Here is a 24,191-nt window from a genome sequence, read left to right on the forward strand (position 1 = left end):
CCGAAACCAGCTATGATTCAATATATAATACCTTTTTTTAATAATACAGTTATGTTTAAACTCAATCTTAAAATAGCGCTGAGGAACCTTTGGAAAAATAAAGGTTATACGCTGATCAATATTGCCGGGCTTTCTGTGGGCATGGCAAGCTGTATCCTGATTTTTATCTTTATCAGGTACCAGCTGAGTTACGACCAGCATTACGCAAAAAGAGACAGGATCTACCGCGTCGTTTCCTACTGGAAATACGCCGCTGGTGAAGAGTTCTCCAAAGGTGTTCCTATGCCGCTTGTGCCGGCGATGCGGAACGATTTTGCCATGCTTGATGATGTTGCTGCTTTACAGCGCGGAGGGGGAGTTGTCAAAATAAAAGACCAGTCCGGAAATGTAAGGCTCAAAACTACCGAGACCACTTACTACGTGGAGCCTCAGTTTTTTAAAATATTTGATTACCACTGGTTGCAGGGCGATCCTCAGAAAGACTTGTTGGCGCCAAATTCGGTAGCACTCAGCGAAGAGATGGCGGTAAAGTTTTTTGGCGACTGGCATAAAGCGGTAGGGCAGACTTTCAATTACAACAATAAAACCGACCTGAAAGTAACGGCTGTATTTGCCGATGTTCCTGAGAACAGCAGTAACCCGATCAAAATCGCAATTGCCTATTCAGGTTATGTCAACAGAAATCAGAAAAACTGGGGCAGTGTTACTGATAATTCAGAATGTTATATCCTGTTAAAAGAAGGGCAGAATGTTGCAGATCTTGAAGGGCCGAAAGCTGCATTTATCAAAAAATATTATGTAGAACCAGGAACCGGAAAGGCCGATCATTTCTTCCAGCCGCTGGCTGATGTCCACAAAGATCCGCATTATGGGAATTTCTCCCGTAAAACTACGGCCATGAAAGAGATCTGGGGCCTTGCCATCATCGGGATTTTCCTGATGCTCACTGCCTGTATTAACTTTGTAAACCTGGCCACTGCACAGGCGGTAAGCCGCTCAAAAGAAGTGGGCGTGAGAAAGGTAATGGGCAGCAGGCGCAGAGAGCTCATGCTTCAGTTTCTTACAGAAACGATCACACTTACAGTTCTGGCATTACTGATTGCCTGTGTAATAACTGAGGCAACGCTGCCAGGCCTTGCAGGGTTGTTTAAGGAAAAGCTATCCTTCAGCCTGATACAACAGCCGGTGATTTTAATCTTCATGATCTGCCTGGTTGTTTTTGTAGGCTTTCTTGCCGGTTTTTATCCAGCGATGGTGATGTCCGGACTAAGCCCGGCCCTGGCCATTAAAAACAAAGTAAACGTTGGTAACACTGGTGGCGGTGCTTTACGTAAAATACTGGTTGTAGTACAGTTTGCCATTACGATCATCCTGATCACGGGAACGCTGGTGGTTTTAAAGCAGATGAAGTTTATGCGTGAAAAACCGCTGGGCTTTAATTCATCTGCCATTGCCCTGCCTGATATGCCGGGAGATAGTTTAAGTATCCTCAAGTATGATATTGTTAAAACAAGAATACTCAATATACCTGGTGTATTGTCTGCCAGTTTTTGCAACAGCCCGCCTTCATCAGAAGACAATACCTTCACAAACTTTGCGTATGCAGGAACAAAAGATGCAGATTTCCAGGTGAATACCAAGTCTGCCGACCAGGATTATTTCAAAACGTTTGGGCTACAGATGATTGCCGGCAGGGCACTTTCCAAGAGCGATACGATAAAGGAATATGTGGTCAATGAAACCTTACTGAAAAAACTCAATATTGTTCATCCGCAGGAAGCAATTGGAAAGATGATCAGGCTCGGGGACCATAACACCGCACCAATTGTTGGGGTTGTCAGGGATTTTAATAACATGACGCTCCGGGAATCGATTTCGCCTATACTGCTGTTCTCCAGAAAAAGTAATTCGCAGACCCTGGCAGTAAAAATGGATATCAGGCAGATCCCGGAGGTGATGAAAAATATCGAACAGATATGGAATTCTTACTTCCCGGATAATGTCTACAGGTCTGTGTTTATGGACGAAAATATCAACCAATACTATGAGAGTGAACAAATCATGGGAACCCTTTTCAAAGTTTTTGCCTCGGTAATTATCTTTATCGCCTTTATCGGACTGTTTGGCCTGATCTCCTTTGTTGCCACGCAACGCACAAAAGAAATGGCTGTCCGCAAAGTACTGGGGGCAACTACATTTGAGCTGGTGAAAATGCTGAATACATCTTTTATCATGATGGTATTTATTGCCAACCTCGTAGCCTGGCCGGTTGCCTATATTTTCATATCCCAATGGCTGTCACGTTATACCTATAGAATTGACCTGAGCATCTGGCCTTTCGTAACCGCCATGCTGATTTCTATGCTGGTTACCTTACTGACGGTTAGCCTGAGGTCATACCGGGCGGCCAGAACAAATCCGATTGATGCCCTGAAATACGAATAGTATTCTTAAAGCATAAAAATATACCTTAAATTTAAATTGTAAACAATACCAGATGATCAAATTACAAAATATAGAAAAATACTATGCTGCCAAAGGTTTGAAAAGTTACATCCTCAGACATGTGAGCACCACCATTAATCAGGGCGAATTTGTATCGATCATGGGCCCTTCAGGAGCAGGAAAATCTACTCTGCTGAATATCCTGGGCATGCTGGAAGAACCTACGTACGGTACTTATGAGTTTATGGGAGAAGACGTTACTTCCCTGAATGAGAGAAAAAGAATTGAACTTTACCGTAACCATATCGGCTTTGTCTTCCAGGCTTATCATCTGATCGATGAGATGACCGTTGCAGAAAATATCGAAGCGCCTTTATTATATAAAAAGATAGGCAGTGCCGAACGCAGGAGCCGCGTGGCCGATATGCTTGACCGCTTTAATATTGTGGGCAAAAAAGACCTGTTTCCCAATCAGCTTTCCGGAGGCCAGCAGCAGCTGGTAGGGATTGCGCGTGCACTGGCGGCACAGCCCTCGATCATCCTGGCCGATGAACCTACGGGAAATCTGCAGTCTGCACAGGCACTGCAGATTATGGACCTGTTCAAAAAGCTCAATGAAGAGGAAAATATCACCGTTATCCAGGTTACACATTCCGAAGTAAATGCAGGATATGGATCGCGTATTCTTCATTTACTGGATGGTGTGATCAAAGAGGATGTAAACCTGAGCGAATCCCTGAAGCCCTGATGACTGCGGCGGCGGGTTCATAACATTATCTTCACAACAGATTAACTTAAAGAACAGACAGAACCCTGAAAATTGATAAGTGTGATACCTATCTTTGTATCATGCTCAAAACTTTTACTGATCAGCTCAACAGGAAAGTTATCATTAACTATCCGCCAAAACGGATCATTTCCCTTGTGCCCTCTCAAACAGAACTACTGTTTGAGCTGGGGCTGACGGATGAGGTGATTGGGATCACTAAATTTTGTATACACCCGGCAGCGCAGGTGAAGTCTAAAACCAAGGTAGGGGGGACAAAAAAACTCGATATTGAACTGATCAGAAGTCTTCAGCCCGATCTGATCATTGGCAACAGGGAAGAGAATACAAAAGACAATATTGATCTGCTAAGCGAAGAATTTCCTGTTTGGGTAAGTGACGTTGCCAGTCTGGAAGATGCGATGAAAACCATCAGCCAGATCGGCGATCTGTTAGACAGGCAACCCGAAGCTGCTTATCTGAACCATTTGATCAATGCCGGTTTCACAGATCTGCAGACCTTGGCGCTCCAGCTGGGGATCGATAAAAAAGTAGCTTACCTGATCTGGAAGGATCCCTACATGCTGGCAGGCAGGGAAACCTATATCAACGATATCCTTATGAAGATCGGTCTTACCAATATCACTAAAGAAAGCAGATATCCGGAAACAGACTTGCAGGACCTTGCTCTGCTGAAGCCCGATCTGGTTTTTTTGTCTTCAGAACCATATCCTTTCAGAGAAAAGCATCTGGAAGCGTTAAAACTGTCTCTTCCGGGAACCGAAATTATGCTGGTTGATGGTGAAATGTTCTCCTGGTACGGCAGCAGATTGGTGAAAGCAGTGCAGTATCATTTCCAGTTGCAGCCAAAACTAAAATAATAACCCTTAAAATGAATGGATTAGCCTTCTTCTGCTAAAATAAACACGAAAGGTTTTTGAGAATTGATAACTATCTCTATCTTTGCAGTCCTAAACAACTCCTAGATGCGGATGTGGCGTAATTGGTAGCCGCACCAGACTTAGGATCTGGCGCTTCACGGCGTGGGGGTTCGAGTCCCTTCATCCGCACAACCAATACAAAAAAGCAGTCTTCACCGACTGCTTTTTTTGTTTCAGTCAGTTTTCTGTTCAGAATAACTATCCAAAGATCGTTGTTACCCGTGATCATCTTAGTGGAAATTCCTATCCGGGTATCCAGCATATTTATGTCCGCGATTTTCTGATGTGGGAAGGAAATGTCCTTAATTTAACATAGGGTTTACAGCTAAAAATTATTTTGCGAAAATTAATTTAATTAGCGTTCACATGAAAAAACAATTACTCAGTGCCCTTGTAGCTGCTGCTGTTACCATTTCTGCCTGCAAAAAAGACCATGGCACCGAAAACACTATCGTTTATCCGGATATGGCCGAAGCATCTGACCCTGCATTGCTGATGACCACTGCCAGTGGTGTAAAAGTATACAATGGTGGTTTTGGCTCAGCGGTAGCCGCAGACCCTAATTCGCCGGATGTTTTTTATATGTTAACTGACCGCGGCCCTAATGTAGCCGGGCAGCTGGCAAATTCAATTATTATCGGTAAACCAGACTTTACTCCGGCTATCGGTAAATTCAGGCTCAAAGATGGTAAGCTTATATTGGAGCAAACTATAGAATTAAAAAATGCCTCGGGAGTAAACCTCAACGGACTTCCGAACCCTGAGGGAATGGGAGCTTCCGGTGAAACGGCCTATGACCTGACGGGCAAGATCATCGCAGCAAGTGCTGACGGTATAGATTCTGAAGGACTGGTACGTGCTGCGGATGGTTCTTTCTGGGTAAGTGACGAATATGGACCACATATTGCCCATTTTGATGCCACAGGCCGTACGATCGAGCGGATCAATCCATTCGGAACCGGAACCGGCGGACGTAAAATACCGGCGGTATTTGCAACCCGCAGAGCCAACCGTGGTATGGAAGGCCTTGCCATCACGCCTGATGGCAAAACGCTGGTAGGCATGATGCAGTCGCCCATGTATAATCCTTCAAAAGCTGCTACTGCAAATTCTGCAGTTTTGCGTATCCTCACTTTTGATATTGCTACAGGTGCCACCAAACAGTATGCGTATGTGATGGATAATATCACTTTAACCGGTGTAAGTGATATTGTAGCCGTAAACACCACTACATTCTTAACGGTAGAGCGCGATGGCCTTTATGGTGGGAACAGCACAAGCCCTGCAACCTTCAAAAAGATTTTTAAAATTGATCTGAGCAATGCTGCAGATATTTCTGACGCGGCAAACGGTACGAACGGCAAACTGTATAGTGGCAAAACCGTAGAGCAGTTTAACGATGCAGCAGGATTGGCGGCTGCAGGAATTACACCTGTTTCTAAAGCTGTAGTGCTCGATTTGTTAAAGGACCTGCCTACCGTATACCCCCACGATAAGGCTGAAGGTTTAGCAATTCTGCCTGGAAATATTCTGGTGATTTCCAACGATGATGACTTTGGAGTGGTAGATAACGGGGCGAGCGGATTTATGGCTAAAATTCTTCCTGCAACAAATTCTGTGGATCACAATCGCTTATATTTCAAGAAAATTCAACTATAATCATCTGCAGTTGAGTTGGCAGAAGATGATAAATATTGATTATGTTGTACATTGGCCGTATAATGGAATACGGCCAATGCTACAACCAGGTCACACCGTTTTTGGAGTGTAAACCGTAATCACGCCATCATTTTCACTGCTCACCACCAGTAAGCTTTTTTTAGTAGGGCTATCTTTTGCCGGAATAATCAGAACGCCTTCAGGGGCGTCGCCGCATTTCAGCAATTGCAGGAAAACCGGCTTTGTTGGTATAGTCACATCATAAACCGCAACTGCGTCAGCCCGCTCCATTCCCACAAATGCAACATTCTTATTTCCGATCTTACCAATGGTGATCCCCTCTGGTTCTACAGATTTATCATCACTTCTGGTATCATCATAAACGCCTGCCGCAATAGTTTTTACATCCAGTTCATTTTTGCTGTCGAATACCTGCAGACCGTCATTGCCATTCCAAACGCTGAATGATCGTGCGCCCAGAGAATAGATCGCGTCGAAGTCGCCGTCTCCATCCGTATCACCAAGTGTGTTGGTCATATTTAACCTGCCAAGCTGTGCGTCCAGCTGTAATATACTTGCCGTTGGGAAAAGGGTAGGGTCCAGCTTGATGCTTCTCACCCTTTTTACTTCCGAAAAACCAGTGTATTCTCTTGAATCACCTTCATTGGCGGTAAACAGGTATGGAACTCCGGCAGACTCAAGCAATGCAATTCCATCGGGCATGTAAATGCCCTTCACGTTCCATTTTGCCAGCGCTGTTTTGCTATCCAGGTCACTTACATCGATCTCATTGCCATCCAGGTTATAATCTTTAAATCCTAAAGGGAAGATATTGGTAACCGTTTTGGAGGCGATATCAATCTTTGCGATCGCATTGTTCTCCTGTAGAGTAACCCAGGCCGTTTTAGAATCGGCCGATACCGTGATGTATTCCGGCTCAATATCATTGACAAAGCTTTTTCCCGGCCCAAAAATCCTGAAGCCTTTTGCTGTTAGGGCGGCCTGCTGACTTGCCAGGGCAGAGAAATCAACAGTGACTACACTATAGTTATCACTTACAGAGATAATAGAAACTGTTCCTGCAGGGTCAACCGTGTAGGCATCATTCGGTTCACCTTCGTTTGCCGTCAGGATATATTTGCCGTCGGGAGAGAAAGTGATCATATCCGGTAATGCGCCAACAGTGATCACTTTAATCTCGGTGTAGTCGCTCGTTTTAAAAACAGCTACTTTGCCATTTGCCTGTTTGTTGGTAGACTCAATTGCAGCAGCAAGCTTTCCGTCAGATACCGATACACTGTTTACCGCACCGCCATAAGGCGCCATCAGGATCGATCCGATCACTTTCATGTTTGCAGGATCTTTGAAATCGATGACGTCAATTTTGTTTACGGTTCCGTTGTTCACTACAAAAAGGCGGTTTGTAGCAGGGTCAAAGGCAGAAATCTCGGCAGCCCCTGTGTCCCCGATGTCAAGAGAGCTGATCTGTGAAAATGTGGCAGCATCTTCATTCACAAAGAACTCTTCATCGGTTGCGGGATCCTGTTTATCTTTTTTACATCCTGCAAAGCTGAGCAGAAGGAGTAATAATAGTAAATTGTACTTCATATTGTTGGGGTTAAGCGCCCAAAATATCATTTCCAGATGAGCAGGGCTTAACCCGGATGTTAACGATTTGTTAAGCGCGGCTGCAGAACGCAGATGCGGATAAAATTGCAGGTAATTGAAACAGGGGCGGACAAATTGACATTTAAGTATGCCTAATTCAAGAAAAAATAATACTTTTGGCACCCTACAACCATCCGGCAGCATATCGGCTGGATTTTTGATTAAAAGACATTTTAAAACATTGATTCAGAAAGATGAATATTACACAGGAAAAAATTGACGACTTAAACGCAGTTGTAAAAATTAACATTTCGCCTGAAGATTATACTGAGAAGGTCGACAAGTCTATAAAAGAACAAGCCAAAAAATCCAATCTTCCGGGTTTTCGTAAAGGAATGGTACCTGCAGCGCACATCAAAAAGATGTATGGCAGAAGCATCCTTGTAGAAACCGTTAATACTTTGTTGAGTGAAAACCTTAACAAATTTTTAACAGACAACAAAGTGGAGATCCTTGGGCAGCCTGTGCCGGTAGTAGATGATTCAAAAGATTTTAAATGGGATGGTACTGATGCCTTTGAGTTCGACTATGAAATTGGTCTTGCTCCGGTTGTTGATATCCAAATCACATCAAAAGATAAGTTTGTTCAGTACAATGTGAAAGCTGATGAAGAAACACTTGCTTCACGTATCAAAAATATCCGCCGCAGCTATGGCAAAATGACAAACCCGGAAGTTTCGGCAGACGAAGATGTACTTTATGCCGAATTAGCACAACTTTCTCCTGATGGTTCAGTTTTTGAAGGTGGCATCACCAGTACTGGCTCTATCCGTTTAGACCTGGTTAAAGATAAAGCGATTTTAAAATCTCTGACCGGTAGAAAAAAAGACGACGTATTTGAACTGGATGTGCAGAAAGCTTTTGAAAACAATGAAACTGTAATTGCAAAATTGCTGAACATTGAAGAAGATGCAGCCAAAGATCTGAAGTCGAAATTCCAGGTAACGGTAAAAAATGTAAACCGTTTAGAGGAATCGGATCTGAACCAGGAGTTCTTTGATAAAATATTTGGTGAGGGTGTAGTGACTGACGAAGCTGGTTTTACTGCAAAGATCACAGAAGAAATTGAAGGTATGTTTAAACAGGATGCCGACCGCAAACTGCAAAACGACATGTACACTCAATTGACTGAAAGCGTAAAAATGGACTTGCCTGATCAGTTCCTGCGCAAGTGGTTAAAAGCAACGAATGAAAAATTATCTGACGCTGAACTGGCTGAAGGATATGAAGATTTCGCAAAAAACTTAAAGTGGACTTTAATTGAGAACAAAATCATTAAAGACAACAGCCTCGAAATTAAATACGAAGATGTGTTTGCTACAGCTAAACAACGTTTGGATGCACAATTCAGAATGTACAGCCCGGCCCCGCTTCCTGAAGATCAGCTGGCTCAGTATACAGCCACTTTCCTGCAGGAAAAAGACAATGCCAACCGCATTTTTGAAGAAGTAAAAGCAATCAAAGTTTTTGAATACATTCAATCAGTTGCTACTTTAGACCAAAAAGATATAGCTTATAATAAATTTATAGAAATGACTTAATCTTTTAAAGAGATTATCAATTCTTAATACTTATCATAAGGCGGCTTTAATTGAGGCCGCCTTATTTATATCCGCAAATTTAAATTTTACAAATCCCAAATAAATTGCCAACTTAGTTTGATTACTTTGGCAATGATAAACGACAAATAAATTAATATAACAATGAATATAGATAAAGACGAATTTAGAAAGTACGCAGTTAAACACCACCGTATTAACGGCTTAAACGTTGATCGTTATATTGGCCAAACCAACATGTCACCAAAAAGCATGACACCTTACATTATTGAGGAGCGTCAGCTGAATGTTGCCCAAATGGATGTATTTTCCCGTTTAATGATGGACAGGATTATCTTCCTGGGTGATGCAATCCATGATGGCAATGCAAACATTATACAGGCACAATTGCTGTTCCTGCAGTCTACTGATAACAACAGGGATATACAGATTTATATCAACTCACCAGGAGGTTCTGTATATGCAGGATTAGGTATTTATGATACAATGCAGTATATTACCCCTGATGTAGCTACAATCTGTACAGGTATGGCTGCTTCAATGGGTGCAGTATTGTTAGTTGCAGGTGCTAAAGGAAAACGCGCAGCGTTACCTCACTCCCGCGTAATGATCCATCAGCCTTCAGGAGGTTCACAGGGTGTTGCTTCAGATATGGAGATCAACCTGAGAGAAATGCTGAAATTGAAAAAAGAATTATATGATATTATTTCTGATCATTCAGGCCAGACTTATGAATGGGTTGAGAAAGCTTCAGACCGTGATTACTGGATGAAAGCTGATGAAGCCAAAAGCTTTGGAATGATTGACGAAGTATTAGGTTCCAATTCGGATAAAAAATAGATAATGGCTAAACAAACAAAAGAATCTCGTTGCTCTTTTTGCGGTTCAAGTAAGCAGGATACTTTGATGCTTATTGAAGGGCTTGATGCATACATTTGTGATAAATGCGTTACCCAGGCTCATCAGCTGGTGCTGCAGGAATTCGGCAATAAACAGTCGAAAGGCCTGGACGCCTCAGTTACCCTGCTTAAACCAATGGAGATTAAGGCTCACATTGACCAGTACGTTATTGGTCAGGATGACGCCAAAAAGGTGCTTTCGGTAGCTGTGTATAACCACTACAAGCGCTTAGGGCAGAAGGTAGACAAAGCCGATGAGGTTGAGATTGAAAAATCCAATATCATGCTGGTTGGCGAAACCGGTACAGGTAAAACCCTGCTGGCCAAAACTATCGCCAAAATATTGCATGTGCCTTTCTGTATCTGTGACGCTACAGTATTGACAGAAGCAGGGTACGTAGGTGAAGATGTAGAGAGCATCCTGACCCGTTTGCTTCAGGCTGCGGATTATGATGTAGCTTCTGCAGAACGCGGAATCGTTTACATTGATGAGGTAGATAAGGTTGCGCGTAAAAGCGACAATCCTTCGATAACAAGAGATGTATCCGGTGAAGGTGTACAACAGGCTTTGTTAAAAATCCTGGAAGGTACAGTTGTAAACGTTCCACCTCAGGGCGGCCGTAAACATCCTGATCAGAAAATGATCCCGGTAAACACAAACAACATCCTGTTTATCTGCGGTGGTGCATTTGATGGTATCGAACGCAAGATCGCAAACAGGCTGCGCACACAGGCAGTAGGTTATAAGGTAAAGAAAGATGATACAGAGCTTGATCTGGACAACCTGTACAAATACATCACTCCTCAGGATTTAAAATCTTTTGGGCTGATACCAGAATTGATTGGACGTGTTCCTGTACTAACACACCTGAACCCTCTGGACAAACAGGCATTGCGCAATATTTTAACGGAACCAAAGAACTCTTTGTTCCGCCAGTATGTGAAATTGTTTGAATTTGAAGGAGTGAAACTTGTATTTGAGGATGAGGTACTTGATTTTATCGTTGATAAAGCCATGGAATATAAACTCGGTGCAAGGGGATTACGATCCATTTGTGAAGCAATTATGCTGGACGCGATGTTTGACATCCCCTCCGACAGCAGTATAAAGGAGCTGGTCATCTCGCTCGATTATGCGGTTGAGAAATTTGAAAAGGCCGACTTTAAAAAGTTAAAAGCTGCTTAAAAATTTAATCCCCGTCTAATCCACGGGGATTTTTTTTACACTAAAATAAATAGATATGAATGAAGAAAAAGAAGTAAAAAAAGATGAGGAGATCGTAGCAAAAGCTAAGAAAGTAAAAGAAGTAGAGTCGCCTGTGAAAGCTGGTTTAAAATCCAAAGGTGACATTGTGAAAAACTGGCTTCCGAGATATACAGGCAGGCCGCTGGAAGAATTTGGACAATATATCCTGCTGACAAATTTCAGCAAGTATGTACAGATGTTCTCCGAATGGAACGACAATGCACCGATCATGGGACTGGACAAGCCAATGCAGAGTGTAACGGCGAACGGCATTACCATCATCAACTTTGGTATGGGAAGCCCGCTGGCAGCAACGATGATGGACCTGCTGAGTGCAATCATGCCTAAGGCAGTACTGTTTCTTGGAAAATGCGGCGGCTTGAAAAAGAAGAACCAGCTGGGAGATCTGATCCTGCCGATTGCTGCGATCAGGGGAGAAGGAACATCAAATGATTATATGCCTGCTGAAGTGCCTGCATTACCATCTTTTGCACTGCAGAAAGCCATTTCTACCACTATACGTGATCATTCACGCGATTATTTTACAGGAACCTGCTACACCACTAACCGCAGGGTCTGGGAGCATGACAGAGAGTTTAAAAAATACCTGAAAACTTTGAGGGCAATGGCTGTGGATATGGAAACTGCTACCATCTTTACCACTGGTTTTGCAAACAAAATACCTACCGGGGCCTTATTACTGGTTTCTGATCAGCCGATGATCCCTGAAGGTGTTAAAACAGCAGAAAGCGACAGCACTGTGACTACAAATTATGTAGAAGTACACCTGAGAATTGGTATCGATTCTTTAAAACAACTGATCAATAACGGATTAACCGTTAAACACCTCCACTTTTAATCCTCCTGACCTTTCGGAGAATCAAAGAAAAACAGACTTCCTGTATGCTGACTTACCATTTGCCAGTCATCAAACGGGAAATCTATCACCACTACTCCCGCTGTTGGCAGATTATAGATTTTTGCATCAGCGAGGTAGTTTACCAGTTCCGTTAATCCGGGATTGTGCCCAAATAATGCAATACGTTCAAAATCATTATTCAGCTGGTTAATTACTTTCAGCAGTGCCGTGGTATTGGCTTCGTATACTGATGCTTCAAGCTGGATATCATCATATGAGATCTTTAAAACATCGGCAAAATGCCTGGCTGTGGTTAATGCCCTTACTGCCGGACTGCTCACGATCAGCTCAGGAATAATATCCTTTTGAGTGATCCTTTCTGCCATCTCATGGGCATTTTTATTCCCGCGGTGATTTAATGTCCTTTCAAAATCCGACATCCCATATGTACCCTGATCTGATTTGCCGTGTCTCACGACGATAAGTTGTTTAGCCATGATGTTGATTAGATGTTCACGCTTGTGTTGTCTTTTGTAGCCGTTTTTGTTTACGGTTTTACTCAGGTGTTTGAGAAATTAACAATTTCCTCCGCAGGAATGTTTTTCATACACTTAAAATGTCCGAGCGGGCATTGCTCCAGGCCAAACTTGGAACATGGCCTGCAGGGGAGCTCTATGCCTACAATCAAAGAATCTTTTACCTGATAGGGATACACGCCCAGTAATTCTGGTGTGGTGCCTCCCCATACAGAAGCGATAGGCCGGTTGAAAGCTTCTGCGATGTGTGTAAGACCAGTATCAAACCCGATGATCTTGTGTGCCTGTGATACGATGAAGACAGACTGATCAAGGTTGGTTAGCCCGCAGGTAGAATATACATTTGCGCCAACGGCATTGCTGATCTCGACGGCGTTTTCTTTTACATCATTGCCTCCAAGCAGCACAACGGGCAGATCAATCCCCCTGCAGATCTCTATGATCTTTTCATTGGGCATTCTCTTGGTAAAATGTGTGGCGCCAATAATAAAAGCAATGAATTTTCCCTGATGGGAAGGAGGGAGGAAATCTGCAACCTGGTATTGCTTATGCACGTAATAATCAATTGGACGGTTGTCATTTTTTACGCCCAGCACTTTCAGGGTTTCCATATAACGGTCTACCAGGTGATCTTTGGAAAACAGGGAGGTCCATTTGAATTTTAAGGCCAGCCATTTCCTGATCCTGTCTTTTTTGTAGGTGGATGAGGGGATTTGGGTAGACAGCTTAATGATGGAGGTACGCAGATTGTTATGCAGATCGATGATCATATCAAACTGCTCATCTTTGATCTCGCGGATCGTATCTTTTAATTTTGGTTTTAAGAGGTGCAGTTTGCTGATGTAGGGATTTCCCTCGTAGATGTATTTAAACTGCTCCTTGGTCAGGAAGTGTACCTCGCAGCCAGGAACCTGTTCTTTGAGACAGCGGACAACGGGTGTGGTGTAAATGATATCACCCATTGAACTGAACCTGATCACCAATATTTTCTTTGGGCTTTTCAAGATGAGCTCCTTATCTTTTCAATAATTGAGGTGGAAGAATATCCTGGCAGGAAACTCAGCACTTCTACGCTGCCGCCGTTGGCAATAGTTTCCTGTGCGCCTACGATCGTGTCTACGGTATAGTCACCGCCTTTTACGAGTACATCCGGCAAAACCGTTTTGATCAGTTCAAGGGGAGTATCGTCGCCAAATAAAACTACAGCATCAATAAAAAACATGGAGGCCAGCAGGGTAGCTCGTGTAGTTTCATTATTTACCGGCCGCTTCGGCCCTTTGATACATGATACCGACTGATCACTATTTAGCCCTACAATCAGTTTGTCGCCCAGGCCGGCCGCTTCAGAGAGGTAAGCTACATGTCCGGCGTGCAGCAAATCAAAACAGCCGTTTGTGAAAACTATTCTTTTCCCCTCTGCCTTCCAGGATGCTGCTAAGTCCTTTAATTGACTGGGAGAAACAATTTTCTGGTTTAATGTATGCTGATGGTTCATCATTTAATAATTCAGGTCTACTGCATTACAGAAAATATGCCCGATCAGGATATGCATTTCCTGGATCCTGGCGGTAGTGTCATCGGGCACAACAATATTGAGATCGCACAGGCTGTTCATTTCCCCGCCATCCCTTCCTGATAAACCCAGGGTTTTGCAGCCCAGCTCTTTAGCTGTATGCAGGGCATGGATAATGTTTTTGCTGTTTCCACTAGTAGAAATGGCAATAAACAAGTCGTTCTCACGCGCCAAAGCCTGTAATTGTCTCGAAAATACAAAGTCGAACCCATAGTCATTGCTGATGGCGGTCATTGCCGATGTATCTACCGTTAAAGCGATACCGGGCAATGCCTTACGTTCTTTCACGTACCTGCCGGCCAGTTCTGCGGCGATATGCTGTGCATCGGCGGCACTGCCCCCATTGCCCGCAAGCAGGATCTTGCCCCCGGCAGCAAGAACTCCGGTAACCATTTCGCATCCTATTTCGATTGCCGGAACAAGTGTGGCAATTACCCTGTCTATCGTTTGCTGATGATTGTTCAGTTCTTCTAAAACCATTATTTTACTGTTAGTTCAGTTAGTATTTCGTCGATTGTAGTGGTGGCACTGCCGATATGTTTGATCACAATCGAAGCGGCATAATTGGCAACCGTACAGGCTTCTTCAATTGAAAAGCCAAGGCCTACGCAATAGGCCAGTGTAGCAATTACCGTGTCGCCTGCGCCTGTTACATCGTATACCTGGTTGGCAACAACCGGAAGGATGGTACAGTTTGACGGCGTGATGATCGCAATGCCGTTTTCAGAAAGCGTAACGATCAGGTAATCTGTGCCAGTTGCTTCAAAAATTACCTTTGCGGCTGCTTCCAGGTCTGCCTGGCTATGGATCTTGTCTGTTTTGGCGGCCTCTGCCAGTTCCTTGCGGTTAGGCTTGATGATAAATGCGCCTTTATATTTTGTATAATCGAGCCCTTTAGGGTCTACGATTACTTTTTTGTGGAGCTGGTGGCAAGCGTTTATCACCCTGAGGGATAATGACGGCGTAAGAAGCCCTTTGTTGTAATCAGAAAGGATGACGATGTCGCTCGCTTCGATAGCGGGAAGCAAGGCTGTATAAAAAGTGTCTTCGAGATCTGCAGCAATATCATGCGTATCCTCCTGATCGATCCTTACAATCTGATGATTGGAGGCAATGACACGGGTTTTTACCGTAGTGGTACGAGAGCTGTCCTTCAGGATCAGTTCTGCCCCTATATTTTTGCTTTGCAGGATTTCCTTGATTTCGGCCCCGAAGGCATCATCGCCGGTAATTCCGGCAAGTGAAACTGTAGCACCCAGATCGATCAGGTTGCAGGCCACATTTGCGGCGCCGCCAATGATCTTGTTTTCGTTTTTAACATTTACAATGGGCACCGGCGCTTCGGGCGAAAGCCTCGAAGCACTTCCAAAGATATAATGGTCCAGCATCACATCACCTATAACCAGGATATTCGGTTTTGGAAGGTTATAATGTGCATTGTATAGTTTTTCTCCAAGCATGCTGTGGGATTAATTTTCAAATATAGGTGAAAAAAAGGGACTACTGTTTTCGTGAGCTAAAATAAGCGCTGATCTGCTCAAGCGTAAATGTATTGAGGCATGATCCTGCTTCAAGTCCGCCTTTTCTACCCATATAAACGCCATAATGCATATCCCTGAACCCTTCCATGCGGTGTGCATCAGGATTTACCGATAACAGGACACCTTTTTCCAGCGCATAGCGATGGTAACGCCAGTCGAGATCCAGCCTCAGCGGGTTTGCATTGATCTCAATCACCACATTATTTGCTGCGCAGGCATCAATTATCTTATGATAATCTATAGGATAACCTTTACGGCTCAGCAGCAGGCGCCCTGTAGGATGGCCTAATATGGTCGTGTACGGGTTCTCTATGGCTTTGATTAATCGTGCCGTAGCTTTCTCTTCATCCATTCTCAGGTTGCTGTGTACAGAGGCTACTACAAAATCAAAAGTTTTTAGAATGTCGTCACTGTAATCCAGTGAACCATCATTGAGGATATCGCTTTCTATACCTTTGAATATTTTAAATGGGGCCAGCTTTTGATTAAGGGCTTCAATTTCCTGATGTTGTGCGTAAACACGCAGCTCGTTTAATCCTTTGGCGTAGAAGGCCGATTTGGAGTGGTCGCAGATTCCCAGGTATTCCAGTTTCAGCTGATCTTTACAGTACCTGGCCATCTCTTCCAGCGTATGCACCCCGTCGCTCCAGGTGGAGTGGTTGTGCAGGCTGCCTTTCAGGTCATCATAAGTGATCAGTGTTGGGAGCTTACCTGATTTGGCAAGCTCAACCTCATTGAGTCCTTCACGCAGTTCTGGTTCTACAAAACTCAGGCCTGCTTTAACATAAATTTCCTGCTCATCTGCAAATGGGCCTTCGCCGGCTAATGCCAGTACAGCATTGACATGGGCATCGTTCCCGGTAAGCTTGAAAAGGTTCAGGTAAAACGCTGATTTGGGATAAATATGCAACTGTATTTTTAAGCCAAATGGGCTCATTGCCGTAAACATATTTGCTGTGCTCTGCTCAAAGGGAAGCGCAGCAAAGAGATGTAACTGTTCAGTGATGGCAACATTGTCGGCGCCAATCACAAAGTCAAGCTCTTCGATAATCTCGTTGTACCGGCGATAGCCACCTGCTACACGCAGCAGAGGCGCTTCTTCAAGCTGGGTAAGCCATAAAAGAAGCTCAGCTGTAAGGTTTTGTACAAGAGTTTCGGAATGTGCATACAGGAATTTGCCCTGTGCGGCCATTTTAAACTCAATGACTTTCTTTATCTCCTCCTGGGTTTTCAGTCCAAAGCCTTTGGCTTCGATCAGGCGGTTTTCGTTGCAGGCATAATACAGCTCACCGATATTTTCTATCCCAAGATCTTTCCAGATGATGACAATCTTTTTGGGGCCTATACCCTTAATGCCCAGCATCTCCACAATTCCTTCGGGAGTTTTGAGCAGGATATTTTCCAGATCAGCCATGGTACCTGTCTGCAATAACTCCCATACTTTAGCGGCCGTGCTCTTGCCAAGGCCATCGATCTGTTCCATCTCCTCCCGGGTTTTGGTATTGATGGCAAAAGGGAGCTTATCCACTTTCAGGGCAGCATTGGCTACAGTTTTGATTTTAAAAGGGTTCTCATTATGCAACTCCATCAGCTGAGACAGGAGCCGTAAACTGCGGGCTATGGTCTTATTTTCCATTGGGCGCTAAAATAAATAAAAAGAAGCGTTTTTCCCTCAACTAAGTATTTATGGCATAGTTTTTTGGACAAGCAGGGTATGAAACGTTTGAATTATTTTGGTGCCGTACTGATTGGTTTATCAGCAGCATGCCAATCTCCGGCATCGGATAAGGCACAGTTGGATAGTGCGGTTACAAAGCAGGATACATTGGTGAGCGAAGTACGCAAAGAAAATGTCGACTCATCTAAGCTGGTGATTGCCGGCAAACAGGCTGGCAGAATATATCTTGGGCAATATATGGAGCAGGTTGCTGAAATACTCGGCCGGCCTGATGACGGCGATGCTGCAATGGGCAGTGCACTGGGGATCTGGTATGAGGGAACACCAAAAGATAAAAGAAACCCGACAGTAATCTTCTCGTCTTACCGCGACAGCAATATGGTGATCAAGGCCGTAAAGCAGGTATCTGTAGCTGCGCCGGAATTCAGGACCGCGGACGGAATGGGTACAGGTGTAAAGCTGGCGCAACTGCTGAAGGCCTATCCTTCGCTTAAAAAAACGGAGAGTTATGTAAGTGCACAAAAGGACACGGTGATGGTTTACGACAGTGTGGCCGAAGGGATTGCTTTTGATATCAAAAAGGATACGTGTACCGCAATTACGGTACACGTTAAGCACAGACCGGCAAATGCGGTTTACCTGCCTGTTCATCCCGACTGGAAAAGATTATAAGTTATTGGATGACCTTTTGAAAAATGGCGTGATTTAAAACGGTATTCATAATCAGTTTATGGCCTTTATTGTTCAGATGTGTGCCATCTCCGTAAGCATATTCAGGCTTGATTTTCAGATCGGCAGTGCTGATCTGGTCGAAATAGTCATTACTGCGTTCGCCATAGATCGCTCTGATCCTATCGTTTATACTTTTTAATTCCTGCCTTTTGGAAAGTTCAGTGAAATTTTTAGGCTGCGTACCGAATAGGATATACGGGACCTTTGCGGAATCAAGAAGGCTAATGATCCTGGCATAGTTATTTATTACCTCATCGCCTGTAAACCCCTGATTCACATCATGACTGGGAAAAGTAATCATTACCAAATCCGGATGAAGAGATATAGCTTTGGTAATATTCCTTTTCGGATCCGGGGCTGGCCTGTTAGGAATGGGACTGACAAATCCGGTAGGCATTGCCTGATAGGTAGTGTATCCTCCCAAAGCCAGATTAATATATGTTAATGGTTTTGGATTTTGTGCTGTGGTCAGGCGCAGCCGGTTTACCCAGGAAGAATCAATAGGGCTGGAACCGGTACCGTAAGCAGTAGATGCCCCTAAAATTACAATAACAGGCGAATCAATTGATAAAACGCCGGTATCCCGCCCATCAGCAGAAGCCCCTTTGCCCGGCAGATTTAAATTGCCATCCTTTTTTTCGCATGCTATCAGCAGAAACATAGCCAGCAAAATGTGGAAGTAAGGTTTGTTTTTCATAAAGAATTGATTAAGTATGATTTATACTCAAATTTCAATCCTTATGACCGGTAATCAAATCACCAAAGCCGGGGATCTTTAAAAATAACTACTGCACCGAAATATCAAAAGGCATGCGCGCCTGGATACCGGCGTTTACAATCGCTTTTTTCATTTGCTGGTACAGGAAGAAGTTTTCACCAAATTCCTGTTTTGCATAATACATTTTCACATTATCTGCACTATCATCCAGCAGGGATTTCAGGGCGCTGACCTGTTCAGGATATTCAACTACCTTATATTCCTTAAGTTTTGCTTTTTTACCAGCAGCAACTACGGCATCGTTAAAGCTGCCAAGTCTGTCTGCCAGGCCAATTTTAACGGCATCTGTACCAATCCACACATGTCCGCCGCCAATGGAGTCGATATATGATTTCGATTTCTTACGGCCATCCGCTACGCGTGTGATGAAACTGTCATATACATGGTTCACATCTGTCTGTATAATTAACCTTTCACCTGCAGTAAGTGGGCGGTTTACACTCATAATGTCGGCATATTCGCCGGTTTTAACACCATCGAAGGTAATCCCCAGTTTAGTATTAAAAAGGTTTTGAAAGTTGGGTATAATCCCGAATACGCCGATAGAGCCGGTGATGGTATTGGGCTGTACAAAGATCGAGTCTGCGGCACAGCCGATATAATAACCGCCGGAGGCAGCTACGTCACCAAAAGATGCAATGACAGGTTTAACCTTTTTACTCAAAACGATCTCTCTCCAGATCACATCCGATGCCAGGGCACTGCCGCCACCAGAATTTACGCGCAGTACAATAGCTTTAACTTTATCGTCCATCCTCGCTTTTCTGATCGCACGTGAAATACGTTCAGAACCGATAGACTCATCGTTGCCTTCGCCGCCGGTAATATCGCCATTGGCATAAATCACGGCAATTTTATTTTTGCTGTCGCTGTTCTCTGTTTTCTGGTTTTGGGCGTAATCGTTAATGGTAACTGTAGAAAGCGTTTCTTTGGCACCTGTACTGCTCAGTTTTTTTAGTTCGTCCAGTACCTCGTCTTTATACTTCAGCCCGTCTACCATTTTATAGGTCAGGGCATCTTTTGGCTGCTGGATCCTGTAGGTATTGGCGTACAGATAAAGACTGTCCTTCGGGATATTTCTGGCAGCAGATATCCCTTCAAGGAAAGTATTGTACAGTCCGCCCAGGTAAGCTGTTACCTGTTTGCGGTTATAATCGCTCATCTTGTCATTGATAAAAGGCTCTACTGCACTTTTATAATTTCCTACCCGGATGATCTGGGCTTCCACACCTATCTTTTCCATGGCACCTTTAAAAAAGGTGAGCTGGGAGCTGAAGCCTTTAAATTCCAGTGCGCCCTGTGGGTTAAGGTATACTTTATCCGCAACAGAGGCTAGGTAATACGCATCCTGTGTGTATACTTCGCTGTAAGCAATGATCTTCTTTTTACTTTTCTTAAAATCAACCAGTGCGTCCCTGATCTCTTTAAGGGTAGCTTTACCTGCGCCGGGAGAACTTACGTTCAGATAGATACAGGTAATATTGTCATCAGTTTTAGCTCTTTTCAGTGCCCTCATCAAATCATTGAAGCCGATACTCTTCTGGCCGCCCGAACCTACAATAGGAAGGCTTTCCAGCGTTTTATTAGGTGTACGTTCCTTAATGTTTTGATCGAGATTAAGATAAAGCACACTGTTACTGAGCACACTGATGCTTTTATCTTCATCGATAGAGGATACTACGCCTACCACAAGAAGAATGATAACCAGGAAGATAAGGAATGTAGAAATGATGATACCTACTACTGTAGCAAAAACATATTTGAAAAATTCTCTCATGTGGATGATTAATATTTAATTTGTAAAGATATTAAATGAATCAGGGTTTATATGCACTTAGAGACCAAAACAGTTTATTTGTTACTTGGGAGTAATTTAGGGGACAGAAGGGCCATGATCGATAATGCGCTGGGCAGGATAGGAAAGTTGGTTGGGCAGATTACGGCTATCTCTTCTTTTTATGAGACGGCCGCATGGGGAGTGGAAGACCAGCCTTCATTTTTGAATATCGCTGCGGGCGTAGAAACCACCCTGAGTGCCCATGAGGTACTCAGTAATACTTTAAAAATTGAAGAAGAACTGGGACGGGTAAGGGCGGAACATTGGGGCGCCAGGCTGATCGATATTGATATCATTTTATATGGTGAGGATATCATTACTGATGGAGAAAGGCTGCAGATACCTCATCCGAGGATGCAGGACAGGAAGTTTGTACTGGCTCCGCTGGCCGAAATTGCTGGTCAAGTTGTTCATCCTTTACTCAAACAAAATATTTCGACATTATTGTCCGTATTAAAGGATAACTTAGTGGTGGTAAAAATCTCATAATTTTATATAGTTTTGTCCCAAATGATAGACGCAGAAAAAAACAACAGCCCTCTTGACCTGTCTTATTTACGGGATATGTCTGGCGACAGTGCCGAATTCATGATCGAGATGATCGACATGTTCAAATTACAAACGCCATTATACATTGCCGATCTGGAGCAATCGATCGTTGCACAGGACTGGGATAAAGCAGCAGGCTTTGCGCATAAGATTAAGCCCACGCTATCATATGTTGGCAGGGAGGATGCCCGCGGACATCTGCAGCTGATTGAGAACAGTGCACGTGACCAGAAAGATTTGTCTGATATGCCAAAGAATTTCCAGGAATTCAATGATTTTGTACAGGTTTTATACAGGCAGCTGGATGACGCAAAAGCTGAACTGGAGAAACGCCTCTAGTTAGCTTTTAAATTATTATTTGGCTATCCGTCTGAAATGGAGGATGGATAAAGCGATATATAACACCAGCACAAACGGTATAGCAGCAAATTTGAGAAAGGCAATCAGCACAGCTGACAGGATCAGAAAAATATATTTGAGCTTATTTTGTTCCCAGTCCAGTGAACCAAATTTGAGGGAGAAGATCCTGATTTCACTGGTGAGCAGGAAACTCATCACTACCGTAATAGATACAAGCAGCAAAGTAGAACTTCCTATGCCGGGGTAGTCACGCTGAATAAATGGCAGCGACACAATAAACAGGGTATTCATCGGTGTGTTCAGCCCGATGAAATCTTCTGTCTGGCGTTCATCAATATTGAATTTCGCCAGGCGCAGCGCCGAGAACATGGTAATCAGGAAACCGATATAAGGTACATATGGAGAACTGAAGTCGCTCGAAGTAAGCATCTGGAACATTACCACTCCCGGTAAGAAGCCAAAGCTTACCATATCCGCAAGCGAGTCCAGTTCTTTTCCAATGGCTGATTTTACGCCCAGGAACCTGGCCATAAAGCCATCAAAAAAGTCAAAAATACCCGAGGCAAGCACTGCATAAGCTGCTACCTCGAGGTTACCTTTAAATGCAAAAACCACACCAAAGCACCCCGAAAGGAGGTTGGCGCAAGTTAATGCATTAGGAATGTGTTTCTTCATTTTGGATTAGCTGTTCATTGAAATTAAGAACTCCTCGTTGGTCTTGGTGTTCCTGATTTGTGCCTGAACAAACTCCATAGCTTCCTGGGCATTCATATCAGCCAGGTGGTTACGCAGAATCCATACGCGTTGTAAAGTATCTCTGTCATGCAGCAGATCGTCACGGCGGGTACTTGATGCAGTGATGTCAATCGCAGGGAAGATACGTTTGTTAGACAATTTACGGTCTAACTGCAGCTCCATATTACCGGTACCTTTGAACTCTTCAAAGATCACCTCATCCATTTTAGAACCTGTATCTGTTAATGCGGTTGCCAGAATGGTTAATGAACCACCTTTTTCGATATTACGGGCAGCACCGAAGAAACGTTTTGGTTTGTGCAGTGCGTTTGCATCCACACCACCTGAGAGGATTTTACCCGAAGCAGGCGCAGTAGTATTGTACGCACGGGCAAGGCGGGTGATAGAATCCAGCAGGATAACTACATCATGGCCGCATTCTACCAGGCGTTTTGCTTTTTCCAGCACTATATTGGCAATTTTTACGTGACGTTCAGCAGGCTCATCAAATGTTGATGCAATCACCTCGGCGCGTACACTTCTGGCCATATCTGTCACCTCTTCCGGACGCTCATCGATCAGTAGGATGATCAGGTATACTTCAGGATGGTTTTTAGCGATCGCGTTGGCCACTTCTTTCAGCAGGTTTGTTTTACCTGTTTTAGGCTGTGCAACGATCAAACCACGCTGACCTTTACCGATCGGGGTAAATAAGTCGATGATCCGTGTAGAGTAATTGTTTGTTTCCGTGAAAAGATTTAATCTTTCAGTAGGGAAAAGAGGGGTAAGGTAGTCAAAAGGAACCCTGTCCCTCACATCAGCCGGAAGACGTCCGTTGATGGTTTCCACGCGTACCAGCGGGAAATACTTTTCGCCTTCTTTTGGCGGGCGGATACTTCCTTTAACGGTATCACCAGTTTTTAAACCAAATAATTTGATCTGTGACTGTGAAACATAGATATCATCAGGAGAAGAAAGGTAGTTGTAATCTGCAGATCTCAGGAAGCCATAGCCATCAGGCATAATCTCAAGCACACCTTCATTGGTGATCGTATTATCGAAATCCAGGTTTGAATAACTGTTTTCGTTCGTTTTCTGGTTACTGGTATTTCCTGTATTGTTATTCTTGGGCCTGTTGTCTTCTCTTACCGGCTTTGTCTTTTTTTGTTCTCCGTTAGGGTTGGAAGCAGGTACAGGAGCATTTTCTTCTCTTTTTGCTTGTGGTACAGCTACTTCAGATTGTTCTTTTTCTGCCGCAGGCTGTGCAGCAGTTTCCTGTTCTTCCTCAGCGGCAGGATTGTCAAATAAAGAGGCTCTGTTAAAATTATTATTAGAAGATGGGGCTGTTTCAGCTTCATCCTTGGAAATGCGTGTTCTTTTTCTGAGGGGTTTTTCTGCGGTATTGCTCTTTGGAGCTTTTGCTTTTGCAGCTTTTACCGGAGCCTGGTTTGCAGCATCGTTGGTAGTGATGATCTCGGCGATAGTTGACTCAGTTGTTGGAATCACTACGTCTGGCTCTCCCTGCTGTTCGCTGATTTGGCGAATCACTTCAACCAGCTCGGCCTTGCGCATATCATCGGCATTTAAGATCCCCTTAGATTTTGCTAACTCACGCAATTCAGCCGTGAGCTTTTCATTTAATTCTGTTTTGTTAAACATTATGTGGGTGTAGAGAAATTTTTATAAACGTATTTATCGACATATCAGAGCAAAAAATGCAATTAGGATTTGAAAAATAGTACAAAATTTTGTGAGATTTTCTGGACTGATCAGATAAACTTTTGAGAATTATGTTGCAATTGTATGTATTTGTATCTGAAACTCCAAGTA

General features: G+C 43.7%; 22 protein-coding genes and 1 tRNA gene. 12 read left to right on the forward strand and 11 right to left on the reverse strand.

Annotation, left to right across the window (positions count from 1 at the left end):
* Positions 1 to 51 precede the first annotated feature (51 nt).
* From FN831_RS14900 to FN831_RS14920, 5 genes are all read left to right on the forward strand, one after another.
* Positions 52 to 2,445: an ABC transporter permease gene (locus FN831_RS14900; RefSeq protein ID WP_142528983.1), complete on the forward strand. Its 2,394-nt coding sequence runs from the start codon at positions 52 to 54 to the stop codon at positions 2,443 to 2,445.
* Positions 2,446 to 2,497: 52 nt separating this feature from the next.
* On the forward strand, positions 2,498 to 3,193 hold the full coding sequence (locus tag FN831_RS14905; RefSeq protein ID WP_142528984.1) for an ABC transporter ATP-binding protein: 696 nt from the start codon (positions 2,498 to 2,500) through the stop codon (positions 3,191 to 3,193).
* Between the two features lie 101 nt (positions 3,194 to 3,294).
* A complete protein-coding gene (locus tag FN831_RS14910; protein ID WP_142528985.1) occupies positions 3,295 to 4,092 on the forward strand; it encodes an ABC transporter substrate-binding protein in 798 nt (265 codons plus the stop codon).
* Positions 4,093 to 4,199: 107 nt separating this feature from the next.
* Positions 4,200 to 4,281, forward strand: a tRNA-Leu gene (locus FN831_RS14915).
* A 237-nt stretch (positions 4,282 to 4,518) separates the two neighbouring features.
* On the forward strand, positions 4,519 to 5,811 hold the full coding sequence (locus FN831_RS14920; RefSeq protein WP_142528986.1) for an esterase-like activity of phytase family protein: 1,293 nt from the start codon (positions 4,519 to 4,521) through the stop codon (positions 5,809 to 5,811).
* Positions 5,812 to 5,901: 90 nt separating this feature from the next.
* On the opposite strand, the gene FN831_RS14925 is transcribed toward FN831_RS14920, so the two are convergent.
* Entirely contained in the window at positions 5,902 to 7,419 is a 1,518-nt protein-coding gene (locus FN831_RS14925; protein ID WP_142528987.1) for a choice-of-anchor I family protein, read from the reverse strand.
* Positions 7,420 to 7,673: 254 nt separating this feature from the next.
* Between FN831_RS14925 and tig the strand changes: the two genes are divergently transcribed.
* The 4 genes from tig (at position 7,674) to FN831_RS14945 (ending at position 12,042) form a co-directional block, all read left to right on the forward strand.
* Positions 7,674 to 9,020 carry a trigger factor gene (gene tig / locus FN831_RS14930; protein WP_142528988.1) on the forward strand — a complete coding sequence of 449 codons (1,347 nt, stop codon included), beginning with the start codon at positions 7,674 to 7,676 and terminating at the stop codon, positions 9,018 to 9,020.
* A gap of 162 nt (positions 9,021 to 9,182) precedes the next feature.
* Entirely contained in the window at positions 9,183 to 9,878 is a 696-nt protein-coding gene (gene clpP, locus FN831_RS14935) for an ATP-dependent Clp endopeptidase proteolytic subunit ClpP (protein ID WP_142528989.1), read from the forward strand.
* 3 nt (positions 9,879 to 9,881) lie between these two features.
* Positions 9,882 to 11,123, forward strand: coding sequence for an ATP-dependent Clp protease ATP-binding subunit ClpX (gene clpX / locus FN831_RS14940; RefSeq protein WP_142528990.1), 1,242 nt, complete (start codon positions 9,882 to 9,884; stop codon positions 11,121 to 11,123).
* A 55-nt stretch (positions 11,124 to 11,178) separates the two neighbouring features.
* Positions 11,179 to 12,042 carry an AMP nucleosidase gene (locus FN831_RS14945; protein ID WP_185960494.1) on the forward strand — a complete coding sequence of 288 codons (864 nt, stop codon included), beginning with the start codon at positions 11,179 to 11,181 and terminating at the stop codon, positions 12,040 to 12,042.
* Here FN831_RS14945 and FN831_RS14950 read toward each other — a convergent pair.
* The 6 genes from FN831_RS14950 to FN831_RS14975 all read right to left on the reverse strand — a co-directional run bounded on the left by FN831_RS14950 (position 12,039) and on the right by FN831_RS14975 (position 17,328).
* On the reverse strand, positions 12,039 to 12,539 hold the full coding sequence (locus tag FN831_RS14950) for a SixA phosphatase family protein (protein ID WP_142528991.1): 501 nt from the start codon (positions 12,537 to 12,539) through the stop codon (positions 12,039 to 12,041). The two genes, FN831_RS14945 and FN831_RS14950, sit on opposite strands and share 4 nt — an antisense overlap.
* A 62-nt stretch (positions 12,540 to 12,601) precedes the next feature.
* A complete protein-coding gene (locus FN831_RS14955; protein WP_246101546.1) occupies positions 12,602 to 13,582 on the reverse strand; it encodes a glycosyltransferase family 9 protein in 981 nt (326 codons plus the stop codon).
* On the reverse strand, positions 13,579 to 14,076 hold the full coding sequence (gene rfaE2 / locus FN831_RS14960) for a D-glycero-beta-D-manno-heptose 1-phosphate adenylyltransferase (protein WP_246101548.1): 498 nt from the start codon (positions 14,074 to 14,076) through the stop codon (positions 13,579 to 13,581). The genes FN831_RS14955 and rfaE2 overlap by 4 nt, the downstream gene beginning before the upstream one ends.
* Positions 14,077 to 14,631, reverse strand: a complete 555-nt coding sequence (locus FN831_RS14965; RefSeq protein ID WP_142528992.1) for a D-sedoheptulose 7-phosphate isomerase — start codon at positions 14,629 to 14,631, stop codon at positions 14,077 to 14,079.
* A complete protein-coding gene (gene rfaE1 / locus FN831_RS14970; protein ID WP_142528993.1) occupies positions 14,631 to 15,611 on the reverse strand; it encodes a D-glycero-beta-D-manno-heptose-7-phosphate kinase in 981 nt (326 codons plus the stop codon). Before rfaE1 ends, FN831_RS14965 begins: the two co-directional genes overlap by 1 nt.
* Before the next feature lie 40 nt (positions 15,612 to 15,651).
* Positions 15,652 to 17,328, reverse strand: coding sequence for a DNA polymerase/3'-5' exonuclease PolX (locus tag FN831_RS14975; RefSeq protein ID WP_142528994.1), 1,677 nt, complete (start codon positions 17,326 to 17,328; stop codon positions 15,652 to 15,654).
* A 78-nt stretch (positions 17,329 to 17,406) separates the two neighbouring features.
* Here FN831_RS14975 and FN831_RS14980 point away from each other — a divergent pair, with 78 nt between their 5' ends.
* Entirely contained in the window at positions 17,407 to 18,042 is a 636-nt protein-coding gene (locus tag FN831_RS14980; RefSeq protein ID WP_142528995.1) for a hypothetical protein, read from the forward strand.
* A gap of 1 nt (position 18,043) precedes the next feature.
* Here FN831_RS14980 and FN831_RS14985 read toward each other — a convergent pair whose 3' ends face one another.
* Both FN831_RS14985 and sppA read right to left on the reverse strand, forming a co-directional pair.
* Complete coding sequence (locus FN831_RS14985) at positions 18,044 to 18,799, reverse strand: SGNH/GDSL hydrolase family protein (protein ID WP_142528996.1); 756 nt, start codon at positions 18,797 to 18,799, stop codon at positions 18,044 to 18,046.
* Between the two features lie 88 nt (positions 18,800 to 18,887).
* Positions 18,888 to 20,657, reverse strand: coding sequence for a signal peptide peptidase SppA (sppA, locus tag FN831_RS14990; RefSeq protein WP_142528997.1), 1,770 nt, complete (start codon positions 20,655 to 20,657; stop codon positions 18,888 to 18,890).
* A gap of 51 nt (positions 20,658 to 20,708) precedes the next feature.
* Here sppA and folK point away from each other — a divergent pair, with 51 nt between their 5' ends.
* The gene (gene folK / locus FN831_RS14995; protein ID WP_142528998.1) at positions 20,709 to 21,206 is read left to right on the forward strand and encodes a 2-amino-4-hydroxy-6-hydroxymethyldihydropteridine diphosphokinase; all 498 of its coding nucleotides are present in this window, start codon (positions 20,709 to 20,711) and stop codon (positions 21,204 to 21,206) included.
* A 21-nt stretch (positions 21,207 to 21,227) separates the two neighbouring features.
* Entirely contained in the window at positions 21,228 to 21,605 is a 378-nt protein-coding gene (locus FN831_RS15000) for an Hpt domain-containing protein (protein WP_142528999.1), read from the forward strand.
* A gap of 15 nt (positions 21,606 to 21,620) precedes the next feature.
* Here the strand turns inward: FN831_RS15000 and pssA are convergent, their stop codons facing one another.
* Positions 21,621 to 22,301: a CDP-diacylglycerol--serine O-phosphatidyltransferase gene (pssA, locus tag FN831_RS15005; RefSeq protein WP_142529000.1), complete on the reverse strand. Its 681-nt coding sequence runs from the start codon at positions 22,299 to 22,301 to the stop codon at positions 21,621 to 21,623.
* A gap of 6 nt (positions 22,302 to 22,307) precedes the next feature.
* Positions 22,308 to 24,020 carry a transcription termination factor Rho gene (rho, locus tag FN831_RS15010; RefSeq protein WP_142529001.1) on the reverse strand — a complete coding sequence of 571 codons (1,713 nt, stop codon included), beginning with the start codon at positions 24,018 to 24,020 and terminating at the stop codon, positions 22,308 to 22,310.
* Positions 24,021 to 24,191 lie beyond the last annotated feature (171 nt).

This window comes from Pedobacter westerhofensis, assembly GCF_900182595.1.
Taxonomy (GTDB): Bacteria; Bacteroidota; Bacteroidia; order Sphingobacteriales; family Sphingobacteriaceae; genus Pedobacter; species Pedobacter westerhofensis.